This window comes from Gallibacterium genomosp. 3, assembly GCF_001678475.1.
In the GTDB taxonomy this organism is placed as follows: domain Bacteria; phylum Pseudomonadota; class Gammaproteobacteria; order Enterobacterales; family Pasteurellaceae; genus Gallibacterium; species Gallibacterium faecale.
Window position 1 is genome coordinate 24,540 of sequence record NZ_JTJR01000035.1, and the last position, 13,835, is coordinate 38,374.

Annotated in this window: 13 protein-coding genes; 3 read left to right on the top strand and 10 right to left on the bottom strand. The window is 36.7% G+C overall.

Features of this window, described 5'->3' with window-relative positions; genetic code table 11:
- Positions 1-73: 73 nt before the first annotated feature.
- The 5 genes from glyA to purH form a co-directional block, all read right to left on the bottom strand.
- Positions 74-1,327 (bottom strand): serine hydroxymethyltransferase, encoded by a 1,254-nt coding sequence (gene glyA, locus QV06_RS08475; RefSeq protein ID WP_065237767.1) that lies wholly within the window; start codon positions 1,325-1,327, stop codon positions 74-76.
- A 133-nt stretch (positions 1,328-1,460) separates the two neighbouring features.
- Positions 1,461-2,675 carry a DUF711 family protein gene (locus QV06_RS08480; RefSeq protein WP_065237768.1) on the bottom strand — a complete coding sequence of 405 codons (1,215 nt, stop codon included), beginning with the start codon at positions 2,673-2,675 and terminating at the stop codon, positions 1,461-1,463.
- A 10-nt stretch (positions 2,676-2,685) separates the two neighbouring features.
- Positions 2,686-3,978, bottom strand: a complete 1,293-nt coding sequence (purD, locus tag QV06_RS08485; RefSeq protein ID WP_065237769.1) for a phosphoribosylamine--glycine ligase — start codon at positions 3,976-3,978, stop codon at positions 2,686-2,688.
- Positions 3,979-3,989: 11 nt separating this feature from the next.
- Positions 3,990-4,670 carry a hypothetical protein gene (locus QV06_RS08490; RefSeq protein ID WP_065237770.1) on the bottom strand — a complete coding sequence of 227 codons (681 nt, stop codon included), beginning with the start codon at positions 4,668-4,670 and terminating at the stop codon, positions 3,990-3,992.
- A gap of 21 nt (positions 4,671-4,691) precedes the next feature.
- On the bottom strand, positions 4,692-6,293 hold the full coding sequence (gene purH / locus QV06_RS08495) for a bifunctional phosphoribosylaminoimidazolecarboxamide formyltransferase/IMP cyclohydrolase (RefSeq protein WP_065237771.1): 1,602 nt from the start codon (positions 6,291-6,293) through the stop codon (positions 4,692-4,694).
- A 225-nt stretch (positions 6,294-6,518) separates the two neighbouring features.
- Between purH and QV06_RS08500 the strand changes: the two genes are divergently transcribed.
- Positions 6,519-6,917: a YhcB family protein gene (locus tag QV06_RS08500; RefSeq protein ID WP_065237772.1), complete on the top strand. Its 399-nt coding sequence runs from the start codon at positions 6,519-6,521 to the stop codon at positions 6,915-6,917.
- 73 nt (positions 6,918-6,990) lie between these two features.
- Here QV06_RS08500 and ndk read toward each other — a convergent pair whose 3' ends face one another.
- The 4 genes from ndk to QV06_RS08520 form a co-directional block, all read right to left on the bottom strand.
- Positions 6,991-7,410 carry a nucleoside-diphosphate kinase gene (gene ndk / locus QV06_RS08505; RefSeq protein ID WP_065237773.1) on the bottom strand — a complete coding sequence of 140 codons (420 nt, stop codon included), beginning with the start codon at positions 7,408-7,410 and terminating at the stop codon, positions 6,991-6,993.
- 12 nt (positions 7,411-7,422) lie between these two features.
- Positions 7,423-8,721 (bottom strand): aminopeptidase PepB, encoded by a 1,299-nt coding sequence (pepB, locus tag QV06_RS08510; RefSeq protein ID WP_065237774.1) that lies wholly within the window; start codon positions 8,719-8,721, stop codon positions 7,423-7,425.
- A gap of 69 nt (positions 8,722-8,790) precedes the next feature.
- Positions 8,791-9,261, bottom strand: a complete 471-nt coding sequence (locus tag QV06_RS08515; RefSeq protein WP_065237775.1) for a glycine zipper 2TM domain-containing protein — start codon at positions 9,259-9,261, stop codon at positions 8,791-8,793.
- 20 nt (positions 9,262-9,281) lie between these two features.
- Positions 9,282-9,857: a VOC family protein gene (locus QV06_RS08520; protein ID WP_065237776.1), complete on the bottom strand. Its 576-nt coding sequence runs from the start codon at positions 9,855-9,857 to the stop codon at positions 9,282-9,284.
- 98 nt (positions 9,858-9,955) lie between these two features.
- Between QV06_RS08520 and argS the strand changes: the two genes are divergently transcribed.
- Together argS and priC are read left to right on the top strand one after the other, a co-directional pair.
- On the top strand, positions 9,956-11,683 hold the full coding sequence (gene argS, locus QV06_RS08525) for an arginine--tRNA ligase (protein ID WP_065237777.1): 1,728 nt from the start codon (positions 9,956-9,958) through the stop codon (positions 11,681-11,683).
- 103 nt (positions 11,684-11,786) lie between these two features.
- The gene (gene priC, locus QV06_RS08530) at positions 11,787-12,371 is read left to right on the top strand and encodes a primosomal replication protein PriC (protein WP_065237778.1); all 585 of its coding nucleotides are present in this window, start codon (positions 11,787-11,789) and stop codon (positions 12,369-12,371) included.
- A gap of 54 nt (positions 12,372-12,425) precedes the next feature.
- Here the strand turns inward: priC and QV06_RS08535 are convergent, their stop codons facing one another.
- Positions 12,426-13,748 (bottom strand): Fic family protein, encoded by a 1,323-nt coding sequence (locus QV06_RS08535; protein WP_065237779.1) that lies wholly within the window; start codon positions 13,746-13,748, stop codon positions 12,426-12,428.
- Positions 13,749-13,835 lie beyond the last annotated feature (87 nt).

Consider the following 13,835-nt stretch of genomic DNA (forward strand, 5'->3'; position numbering starts at 1 on the left):
ATAATTTGGTAAAAATTTTTTACAAAAAAACCCTTTCTAGTCAGAAAGGGCTTTAGCTCAATAATTACGCAGATTACGCATATACTGGTAAACGACGGCAGATCTCTAGCACTTTTTGTTTTGTTGCTTCAATAACTGCTTCGTTTTCAATATCATCTAATACATCACACATCCAACCTGCAAGCTCACGTGCTTCGTTTTCTTTAAAGCCACGGCGAGTGATTGATGGTGTACCAACACGAATACCAGAGGTAACGAAAGGACTTTTCGGATCATTTGGTACTGCATTTTTATTCACTGTGATATTAGCACGACCTAATGCCGCATCCGCTGCTTTACCAGTTAAGCCTTTGCTAACTAAATTAACCAGGAATAAGTGGTTTTCTGTACCATTAGATACAATGTCATATCCACGTTGTTTAAATACTTCTACCATCGCCTGAGCATTTTTCACAACTTGTTGTTGATATGCTTTAAACTCTGGTTCCATAGCTTCTTTAAAACATACCGCTTTTGCTGCGATTACGTGCATTAATGGTCCACCTTGTCCCGCAGGGAACACTGCACTATTTAATTTTTTATACAGCTCTTCTGAACCACCTTTCGCTAAAATTAGACCGCCACGAGGACCAGCCAAGGTTTTATGGGTTGTTGTTGTTACAATATGTGCATATTCTAATGGGTTTGGATAAACGCCAGCCGCAATTAAACCTGCGACATGAGCCATATCCACAAATAAATAGGCACCAACTTCATCCGCAATTTCACGCATTTTCTTCCAATCAACAACTTGAGAATACGCTGAGAAACCACCAACGATCATTTTCGGTTTAACAGCTAATGCTTGCTGACGCAACGCATCATAATCAATTAAACCTTCATCAGTAATACCATATTGTTCTGCATGATAAATTTTTCCAGAGAAACTTACTGATGCACCGTGGGTTAAGTGACCACCGTGAGCCAAGCTCATACCTAAAATCGTATCACCTGGTTCCAATAACGCCATATACACAGCGGCATTGGCTTGTGAGCCTGAATGTGGTTGCACATTCGCATAATCCGCACCAAACAACGCCTTCGCACGATCAATCGCGAGTTGCTCAATAATATCTACATATTCACAACCACCGTAATAACGTTTACCCGGATAACCTTCCGCATATTTATTGGTTAATTGTGATCCCTGTGCTTGCATTACACGTGGGCTGGCATAGTTTTCAGAAGCAATTAATTCAATATGTTCTTCTTGACGACGATCTTCATCTTGGATTGCTTGCCATAAAATTGGATCATAATCGGCAATATTCATACTTCTTTTTAACATCAGGATTTCCTCTTTAATTGAAATAAAACAATGATCGAATGGTTAATAAAGTGTAACGATTTCTCTATAAAGTAGTCATTAAAATCTTATCTCTATTTTTTCATACTTATAATGAAAGTTATTCATATACTCACTATGGCACAGCCAAGATAGCACAATTACATAAGTCATCACTCTCAAATTGAGTTAATTCTCCTGCCCATCCATCAGGAATAGGGAATAAACGAACAGTTAATGGTTTATTTAGACGAAACGCCATTGTACCTGTATCTCGCATTAAGGCTGCGATTTGTTCTGTGGTAGTATGTCCCGCAATAGGTACTGTATCTAAGCCAATACCACAAACTGCACTATAGGTTAATAATGCTCTAATATCAAATTGTGATTGCTGCGTACCTTGTGCTAGCCCTAAATCTTCTGTTACTGCTAACATTAGACCTGAGAAACCAACGACACTAACACCTTGTATTGATTTAAATACTTTTGTTAATAAAGCTGAAGCTTCAATTGTACCCGCTGCACCAAAATAAGGGACACCCAATAACTCATAGATAGTAGCCATTGATGTGCAATTTTTTGATGGTGCTGCCGAAGTATCCACTCCCGCAAACTGAAACTGATTAGACAGACAATTCTTCACACTTTGTTGTATTTTATCAATATGATATTGCAATGCTTGTGACATAGCTATATAAGCACTTTGATAAAAATCTTGGTGTTTTTCTTTATTCATTGATGATAATACATCTGCTAATAAATCTGGCGTTTCTAGTCCAATCACAATACTGTTAGGTTGATGGCTTTGATGGTATCCTGCTGGAAAATAAGGAATAAGTGGTTGGCAATTAAAATTTACAGTGAAATTAAAATTTCCTTCTCCTCTTGGCGTTATCTCAGCAATTTTTTTCACTGTATTTGCAGCAGATAAAATAAGTTCATTATCTAAGAAGCCATTCTTATCCTGCTTGATATTCACACATGCATTACATAAATCACCAAAATCAGCAATTAATTCTGGCAATAAAGTAAGTTCCTCTGATGACCTTGCCTCACCAATTGCAAAACGAATACGTAATCCGCTGTCATTTAATTGATTCAATAATTTTTTAAGATAAGCAAGATCAGCCTTAGCTGTATTAATATCAGTAAGATCCAAAAATTCAGCAAAAGGATTAGTTACAATACGAATTGACTGTATTTGATAGCCCTGATTCATAATACTAGGAATCAGTCGATCAAATTCTAATTTCGCTAATTGTAAAGTAGATAACCACTGAGATTTATCTTTAGTTAAAGAAAGGAATGCTGTAACAGTGCGTACTCGGCACAAGTTCTTATCACAGTACATATTTATTTCCCTAATTGGCTAATTTTTCTCGAGCAATTGCACGATAGCCAATATCACGGCGGTAGAAACGCCCTTGCCAAGTAATAGTTTCTGCTAATTGCAATGCTTTTTGTTGTGCTGCTTTCACACTGTCACCTAATGCCGTAACGCAAAGAACACGCCCACCATTCGTTACAATGTGATCGCCTTGTTGATCAACACCCGCAAAGAAAACTTTACCTTCCAGTTTCGCCGCTTTCTCTAATCCTTCAATGATATTGCCTTTACGTGGTGTATCTGGATAGCCTTCTGCTGCAAGCACAATACCTAAAGCCACTTGTTCACACCATTGTGATTGCACTTGATCTAATTTGCCATCACACGCAGCTAGGCAAAGTTCGACTAAATCAGACTGCAAACGTAACATAATCGGTTGTGTTTCAGGATCACCAAAGCGACAATTAAATTCAATTACTTTCGGTTGTCCATTTGGCATAATCATTAATCCGGCATACAAGAAACCCGTATAAATATTGTTTTCTGCTGCCATTCCATTCACCGTTGGGTAAATCACTTCTTGCATAATACGCTGATGGATTTCTGGCGTCACTACTGGTGCAGGTGAATATGCTCCCATTCCACCTGTATTTAGCCCAGTATCCCCCTCACCAACTCGCTTATGATCTTGGCTCGTTGCCATTGGTTCAACGTTTTTACCGTCCACCATCACGATAAAACTGGCTTCTTCACCATCTAAAAACTCTTCGATCACCACGCGACTACCCGCTTCACCAAACGCATTACCAGATAACATATCTTTTACTGCGGCTTCAGCTTCCGCCAAGGTCATTGCAACAATCACCCCTTTTCCCGCTGCTAAACCGTCTGCTTTAATGACGATCGGAGCACCTTTTTTCTGCAAATACGCTAATGCAGGCTCAACTTGGGTAAAGGTTTGATATTCTGCTGTTGGAATATTGTGGCGAGCTAAAAAATCTTTAGTGAATGCCTTTGAACCTTCTAATTGTGCTGCTGCTTTGGTTGGTCCAAAAATTTTCAATCCTGCCTGACGAAATGCATCCACAACTCCAATCACTAATGGTGCTTCAGGTCCGACTATCGTTAAATCAATTTGTTGTTGTTTCGCAAAATCAACCAATGCAGGAATATCTGTTGCGCTAATCGCAACATTTTCGACTTTAGGTTCTTGAGAAGTGCCTACATTACCAGGTGCAACATACACTTTTTCTGCTAACGGAGATTGTGCTACTTTCCATGTTAAAGCGTGTTCACGTCCACCATTACCGATAATCAAAATTTTCACTCATCACCCCTTTATTTAACTCTATATTGATATTTACAAGCTATCCCTTTCTCTGGATTACAAATTTTTATATCCTTAGGCATCATATCCTGTAATTTAAAAATAATTTCCCCTGGTTTGGAATAAGCTTTTTCTGGCCTCCATGCAACCCAATATTTAAAATGAAACTCTTTTCCTTCAGTAAAAACGACATACCCACCCTCACCATAAGGAGCATGAGGTAATGGTTTATTACAAAAATAGAAATAAGTAGAATTATTATAATTCGGCTGCAAATTTTGACTTTTCTGATCCTTATCCATTGATATGGTGAATGAATCTACTAGTAAATTATCACAAGCCTTATGGATACCATCTAAAGTAGATTGAACTAATAATACAAGGGGAGATTTCATTCTCATCTGAGCAAAATAATACCCTTTCCAACTTTCAATCTTATCTTTATCTTCAATATATTCTGCCACATAAGAATATTGAGGATCCCCATATAAATACCGCATTGCTAATGCTTTATTCTTAGGAGGAGAAAAGTCAATTTGCTCACCAATAATTGGGCGTGGCGTGGTTGGCTGACTAACAAACATTGCCTCTTTGTAAAATAGTTCTACGATACTTTGCAATGTTATTTGTTGTTCTGCAACGGCATGCAAACTGAAAAATATAGGTAAACTATATACAGCCCATTTTTTCATAACTATTTTCTCATATTAATATTAATGGCGGAAATGACGCATACCAGTTAAAACCATCACCATATTATGTTCATCAGCTGCGTCAATTACTTCTTGATCACGAATTGAACCACCTGGATGAATCACACAAGTTACGCCGACTTTAGCAGCAGCATCAATCCCATCACGGAATGGGAAGAACGCATCGGACGCCATTACAGTACCTTTAACTTCTAAGCCCTCATCTTCTGCTTTAATGCCAGCTATTTTTGCAGAATAAACACGGCTCATTTGTCCTGCTCCAATCCCAATTGTTTGATTATTTTTTGCATAAACAACTGCATTAGATTTTACATACTTAGCCACTTTCCAGCAGAATAAAAGATCTTGCAACTCTTGTTGTGTTGGCTGACGTTTACTTACCACTTTCAAATCAGCTAACTCAACCATACCAAGATCAGCTTCTTGCACTAATAAACCACCGTTTACACGTTTAAAATCTAAACGTGGCTGACGTTGTTGCCATTCTCCACATTCTAAAACACGAACATTTTTCTTCGCTTTAAGTACTTCTTTCGCTGTAGTAGAAACAATCGGCGCAATAATAACTTCTACAAATTGACGATCAATAATCGCTTTCGCAGTTTCCGCATCTAACTCACGATTAAATGCAATAATGCCACCAAAAGCAGAAGTTGGATCGGTCTGATACGCATGATTATAGGCTTCTAATAAATCTTTGCCCAAAGCCACGCCACAAGGATTAGCATGTTTCACAATCACACAAGCTGGTTGGGTAAACTCTTTCACACATTCTAATGCTGCATCAGTATCCGCAATATTGTTATAAGAAAGGGCTTTTCCTTGTAATTGAGTTGCAGTCGAAACACTCGCTTCTTTCAACTCTTTTTCCACATAAAAAGCAGCATTTTGGTGTGAGTTTTCACCATAACGCATCGTTTGCTTACGAATAAAATTAAGATTTAATGTACGTGGGAATTGACCACATGGGTTTGCTAATTCTTCTTCCTCTGCACCTTGATATGGTTTAACTAGGCGACCAAAATAGTTAGCAATCATCGCATCATATTGTGCTGTATGTTCAAATGCTTTTATCGCCAAATCAAAACGTGTTGCAAAAGTTAACGAATTTTCATTTTGATCCATCTCTGCCAAAATCGTATTAAAATCAGCATTATTCACCACAATTGCTACATCTTTATGATTTTTTGCGGCAGATCGCACCATTGTTGGACCGCCAATATCAATATTTTCTACTGCATCTTCTAATGTACAATCTGGCTTCGCCACAGTTTGTGCAAATGGATACAGATTTACCACCACCATATCAATTGGGGCAATTTGATGTTGTGTCATCACTTCATCATCAATACCACGACGCCCTAAAATCCCGCCATGTACTTTTGGATGTAATGTTTTTACTCGACCATCCATCATTTCTGGAAACTGCGTATAATCAGACACTTCCGTCACAGCTAACCCATTTTCTAGTAATAATTTGGCTGTACCACCGGTGGAAAGAATTTGGACTCCACGTTGCATTAAACCTTGTGCAAACTCGACAATACCAGTTTTATCGGAAACGCTAATTAAAGCACGTTGGATAGGACGTTGTTCCTGCATTATTTTATTCCTTTATTGATTAAAAAATAGATGGGAAAATTTGCGGGCATAAGTATAAAGCAATCGTTTGCGTTTATATAGTCTTTTCTCAAAATATCTTACTAGCAATATTTTAAATTTTTTCTGTGAGCTACAACAAAGAAATTAAGTTTGCTACAAGACAAGATTGTCAGAAGTGATTATGATTAATTTAATGTTCTCATCTAGTCTGTTAAGGAGTTTTATATGCAAAATTGGAGTGAAGAAATGTGGCAAATTCTATTGATCGGTTTGATTATAGGATTCTTTATTGGTTATCTTGTTGCTCGTTTTACTAATGGTAGCGTGAAAGCACAAAAACAAGTACAACAAGAGTTAAAACAAGCCAATAAAACGATTGCTGAACAAAAAGAACAGTTAGAGCAGCATTTCACCGAAGCATCTGATTTAATGAAAAACCTTGCGCAAGATTATCAAAAGTTATACCAGCATTTTGCCAAAACTTCGACTGCATTATTGCCTGATAATCACAAAGAGATGTTTGCTTTAACCCAAGAAAATCCAACACCTCAATTACGAGCTAAAGAAGAACAACCGAAAGACTATTCTGAAGGTTCTTCCGGATTATTTAAACCTGAAAGTTAATTTTTAGATAAAAAATCCACCTTATGTCAATAATGATAGGCATAAGGTGGAGTTTGGACAATATTCTTTTTACCTAAAACACTTCACTATCCGCAAAGAAATAGGCGATTTCTCGTTGTGCAGAAGTCAGTGAATCTGAACCATGAACGCTATTTTTACTTCCATCCAACGCAAAATCATGACGCAACGTACCAATATATGCTTCTTGTGGATTCGTTTTCCCCATTAATGCACGGTAGTCTAAAATGGCATTCTCTTTTTCTAGCACCAATACCACAATCGGTATTGATGTCATAAAATTAACTAACTTTTCAAAAAATGGTTTACCCTGATGTTCGGCATAAAACCCTGCTGCTTGTTCATAAGTTAGCTGTACCATTTTCATTGCCACAATCCGAAATTTTGCTTGTTCTAAACGAGCAATAATCGTACCGATCATATTTCGTTCAACAACATCTGGTTTAATAATTGATAAAGTACGTTCTAATGCCATTTTTCATCCTCATTATTTTACGGAAAGTAATAAGTTAGCTAAGGTTTTCATACCAATACCAGTTGCACCTACTGCCCAATGTGGAGAACCTGCTTTACGGAAGGTTGCAGAACAGTCAATATGCAGCCAATTTTGTTGATAATTTTGCACAAAATAAGATAAAAATGCAGCTGCGGTACTTGCTCCTGCTGGTGTATTGACACTTGCTGTATTTGCAATATCAGCAAATGATGAACTAATTTGTTCACGATGAAACTCTGCTAATGGTAAACGCCAGAATGGTTCGTTTTCCTCCTTAGCTGCGGCAAATAATGCGGCAACCAGTTTATCATCCATTGATAATACTGAATGGTAGTCATTACCCACAGCCACTTTTGCTGCGCCAGTCAAAGTCGCACAATCAATAATCATCTCCGCATTTTGTGCTGAGGCATCAATTAATCCATCAGCTAATACTAAACGTCCTTCTGCATCAGTATTTAACACTTCAACACTTACGCCATTACGATATTTGATAATATCACCCAGTTTAAAGGCTTTACTGCTCACTAAGTTTTCTGCACAACATAAGTAAAGTTTCACACGTTTTTTCAAGCCACGAGCAATCGCAAAACCAAGCGCCCCGGTTAATAAGGCAGCACCGCCCATATCTGAGCGCATAGAATCCATACTATTACTTGGTTTAATGCTATAACCACCAGAATCAAACGTAATTCCTTTACCAACTAAACAAGCGAATACTGGCGCATCTGGATTACCCGTTGGATTAAAATCTAATTGCAACATCGCTGGAGAATTGTATGATCCTTTGCCCACTTCCCAGATACCAACGTAACCACGTTCTTTTAATTGTTCACGGCTGATAATGTGGTAACTGACTGTACCTTGACCTGCATAATTTTCTGCTTGTTCAGTGATAAAGGTTGCGGCTCTACTTGCCAATTCTACTGGTGTAATCACTTCAGAAGGTAAGTTAATAATTTCTCTTACAAAATCACTGCAACGGATTCGTTCATATAATTCTGCTTCATCATCTTCTTCAATCGAGGTAAATTCAATCGCAAAATTTTGTTTCGCAGTATAAAACCCTTGATAAAACGCCCAAGAATTTTCTAAATCCCATTCATCACCAACTAATTCAACATCATCAATACCTTGAGTACGTAATTTTTTTGCCGCTTTTTGCACATCATTTAATGTACGTTGTTCTGTCAGATGAATAACAACGTGATCATTTTGGAAAGATAATAATGCTTTCTCACCCCATACAGCAGACGCTGGTTGAGATGAAAGTTGAATTTTCATTGTCATATTATTGTTTGCCTTAAATAATAGAGAAAAAAGCGAATTACGCTGTATCAGGTAATTCGCTTAGTATGATTAGAGTACAGAAACGTTGAGTGAGCTACCACTACCCACCAGTTGAACACGGGCACCTGGTACAAAACTTGGATCTGCTTTTTGTACAACTACAATACGTTGACCATCTTCTTTTTGAATAACTAGCTCAACGCCAGCAGTTTGATCCACTTTTTGTTCTACTTTATTACCCACTACTGCACCAGCAACCGCACCAATCGCTGTGGCTACCGCTTTACCACTACCACCGCCAATTGTTGAACCTAAGACACCACCTAATACACCGCCACCAATAGTACCAATAGCGCCTTGTGAATTACTTTCACCTTGGATAGTTACTGGACGAACTGAAACAATACGACCATATGTTACAGCCCTTGCTTCTTTTGCTTGACTACCAGAATAGACACTACCACTGTATAAATCTGAATTTGAACAGCCAACTAAAGTCATGCTCGCTAATAGACTTGCTGCGAATACGATCTTTTTCATATTTATCTCCTTAATGAAGTTTATTTTACTGACATCACTATCTGTTTAATTGAATAGGGATGTAACTTTATTGTCACAAAATGATTATTTTCCACTAATTTTATGGCAACCGCAGGATTTGGTAAACCTTCTCCATCCGTTTTATGACAGCTTTTTTTCAAAATAATTCTTTCATGCACATTTTTTAATAGCTGTTCTACACGTTCAAACCACTGTTCTACTGATTCATCTTTTACGAAAGGAAATACCATTTCGATATGTTCCCACCCTTCTTGCGGATATTGTTTCTCTGTTGGGAAAGGCAACTCTACCACAGATACTGGTTGTCCTAACACAGTTAATGGTTGATTTAATTCATATAAATAAATCGGTCTACCATTAATCAAATTATCACTTAATAAAGTGGCATCACTCGCTAAACACTGCTGCCACTGTTGTGCTGTCGCTAATGTATTAACACGCAATGCAATATGATCAATAGTTAATGATTGCACTACCGTTCCTAGTACCTCAATAAGCTGTTTAAATAAGGTTTCCGTTGTAATAAGTTGATTGGCTAAGGTTGGATATTGTTGGAATATTTTTAAATTTGTCATAACTACGTTATTTCACTTTTTAACACTTTTCTGATGGTTGAAACCCTAGTATCATTACGGGTTTAAATTTATTGGTTCAATTTAAAAGGCATACATTCGTGAATATTCAAACCATTCTATCCGAAAAAATAAAACACGCAATGATCGCAGCAGGTGCAGATCAACAAAGTGAAGCCTTAGTTCGCCCATCAAATAAAGTTCAATTTGGCGACTATCAAGCTAATGGCATTATGGCAGCAGCAAAAAAATTAGGTGTTCCACCTCGTGATCTTGCTCAACAAGTAGTAAATCAACTTGAGCTCGGCGATTTAATTGAAAAAGTAGAAATTGCTGGTCCTGGTTTTATCAATATCTTCTTAAATCCTGCTTGGTTAGCGGCACAAAGTGATAATATGCTAGCTGATGAGAAATTCCTATTTTTACCAGTACAACCACAAACTATTATTGCCGATTATTCCGCACCTAATGTAGCTAAAGAAATGCACGTAGGGCATCTCCGTTCAACCATTATCGGTGATGCAGTTGTTCGTACTTTAGAGTTTATTGGTCACAAAGTTATTCGTGCCAACCATGTTGGTGACTGGGGAACTCAATTCGGTATGTTAATCGCTTACTTAGAAAAAATGCAAAATGAACAAGCCTCTGATATGGAGCTAAGTGATCTTGAAGCATTTTATCGTGAAGCCAAAAAACATTATGACGAAGATGAAACTTTTGCTGAAAAAGCCCGTGGCTATGTGGTGAAATTGCAAGGTGGTGATGAATATTGCCGTACGATGTGGCGTAAACTCGTTGATATTACGATGCAACAAAACCAACGCAATTACGATCGTTTAAATGTGACCCTAACTGAAAAAGATGTGATGGGAGAAAGTTTGTATAACCCAATGCTACCAGGGATTGTTGCCGATCTAGAAGCCAAAGGTTTAGCGGTAAAAGATGATGGTGCGGTTGTAGTTTTCCTCAATGAATTTAAAAATAAAGAAAGTGATCCACTTGGTGTGATTATCCAGAAAAAAGATGGTGGTTACCTTTACGCGACTACGGATATTGCTTGTGCTAAATACCGTTATGAAACCTTACACGCTAACCGTATTCTCTACTTTACTGACTCGCGTCAAAGCCAACACTTACAACAAGTATGGATTATTGTGCGTAAAGCTGGTTATGTCCCTGAAAGCGTTTCTTTAGAACACTTCAATTTTGGCATGATGTTAGGTAAAGATAATAAGCCATTTAAAACACGTACCGGTGGTACTGTTAAATTAGCCGATCTATTAGATGAAGGGGTTGAACGTGCTCAAGCGCTTATCAGCCAAAAATCAACCCATTTAACCAGTGCAGAACAACAACAAGTAGCAGAAGTTGTTGGTATTGGTGCAGTAAAATATGCAGATTTATCAAAAAATCGTACTACGGATTATGTGTTCGATTGGGATAATATGCTAACGTTTGAAGGAAATACCGCACCTTATATTCAATATGCTTATACCCGTATTCGTTCTATTTTTGCTAATAGTGGTATTAACCCTGATACCTTATCTGGACACATTCAAATTAATGATGAGAAAGAGCGTCAATTAGCGCTTACATTATTGAAATTTGAAGAAGCGGTAACAACTGTTGCCCGTGATGGTACACCTCATATTCTTTGTGGCTACCTATATGATTTAGCGGGGGCATTTTCTTCTTTCTATGAACACTGCCCTATTCTTAACCAAGAAGAAAACATTAAGCAAAGTCGCTTGAAATTGGCAGCATTAACTGCACGTGTCCTCAAACAAGGATTAGATTTATTAGGTATTAAAACAGTTGAGAAGATGTAATTTACTCAAATGTCTATAATACTTTTGATCTCACTTTAACATCACTATAATGGGCAAACCTAAACTGGCTTGCCCATTTTTTATTATTCTGCAAGGAATTAGAATGACGCTATCATCGCAGCAATCTCTCCAACAACAATATATTGCACAACTTACTAAACAATTAGAATATTTCACTCAATATGATGATAGCCAACTGATTACGATTGCATTTGATCAAACTATTTTTCTCGAATCATTTCAGCCATTACGCTTTTATCTAGAACAAATTAAACAAAATATTAATCGTTTAGCTGAGTTAGATAATATCCAAGTCATTAGTTATCTTGCAGAAAAAATTACCGCACAATTTAGAGTATTAGTTGATGCATTAAATCAAATGCAATTAGCTAAGCAAACTACAAAAAGTAACACAAATACCACTAATACCTCCAATCCAGATAAGTATGCAGTATTCCAGTTGCCGCCAGAGCAACGTATTCATAAATATTATGAATTTTTAACTAGATTTAATGATCAACTTGCCTATTTAGAACAAAAACAGCAACAAACCTCAGATCTACAACAGAAAACTAGCTATCAACAACAGATTCTCCATTACCAACAACGCCGCGAACGCTGCCTCGCTGCAATAGAACAGTTGGAAGAGTATTTAGAATTTAAACATCGAGAAAATACCCATTCTTAACCTTAAGTTGTTAGATAAAGAAAAGCACTCAAAATATGTTTGCAAAAGCCATTATTATTTTAGTCTATCTAATAAATTATTCGGGGCAATATAATAGATAGAATTACCATTACGTATTTGGCCTAATAATTGCAGCTCATATAAACGATTAAGATCTCTTCTAGCTGTATTTTCTGCAATACCATACTGATTACTAATTTCTTTTGCGGTAAAAATTGCTCCTGATTCTTTGACCGCTCTTTCTAAAATCTGAATTTGACGATGATTTAATTTAGGGGAAACCTGGCTCATATAAGAAACAATAGCAGCACTAAACTTCTTAAATTGATTCTGTTTATCGCTAATATATTTTTCCAAATCCAAAATAGCCCGTTTAATAATTTCAGCTTGGTAATACAAAAAGTAAGTCATATCTAAATCATCTGTTTCCGTATAAATATACGCTTTAGCATATTTAGCAGGAGCTTCTTTTAATAACCGACTAATTGAGATGTATTCAAATAACCAATATCCATGTTTTAACATAAACCAATAGAATAACGCTCTTGCTGTTCTCCCATTTCCATCACCAAAAGGATGAATGTATCCTACTAAAAAATGCAAAATAATTGCTTTAATTACAGGATGAATAAAAATACCATCTTCACCATTATGACTAGTATTTGCAAAATCACAAAAAGCCTGCATTAAAGTAGGTAACTTCTGATATTCTGGTGGTTGATGAAGCTGGTTACCATCATAATCCACAATACAAATCTGATCATCCTGTCTAAACTCACCTGAAATTGCATTATTTTCAATCGCATTGTTAGTAGCTAAACGATGTAATTTTAAGATCATCTCTAATGATAGTGGTTTATCTTTTAATTTAATTGCCTCTTTCATTAAATAGAAATTATTCAAAATCATCATTTCATCTTTTGTTTTTGGCTTACGCTCACTTTCCAACATTTCTTTTGCAACTTTGCGTGTCGTTGCTGCTCCTTCCAACTGAGCTGAAGTAATTGCTTCCTCCATAATCAACGACTTTAATAAAAAACGTTGCTGTTCCACGTTACTCAAACCTTCAAAATTTGTGGTGCCAACATTGCCACCACTCATCTTATCAATAAAGTGAAGTAATGCTTGTAATGAAGTCGGTACTGCATAAGAAAATACAATGCCAGCAATATCAATTTCTGTTAATAATGCAGAACGATTAATTTTCGTAGCTAACCATGCTGCTTCTGTATTCTCAGGATAAATACGTTTAAATTTATCCCAATGTAAATAGCGTCCTTGCTCATCAATGGCCTTAAATTTTTCCATTAACTTCCATTGATTAGCTATATTATTTTGGATTAATTCATCAAATGGTTTAGGTTTAGAAACTCTCATAACAAAATTAAACTCAATTTTTAAAAATTGAGTTTAGTTAAACATTTTTTTTAAATTGCGTCTATTTCTTTTTGTAAAACAAAAAGA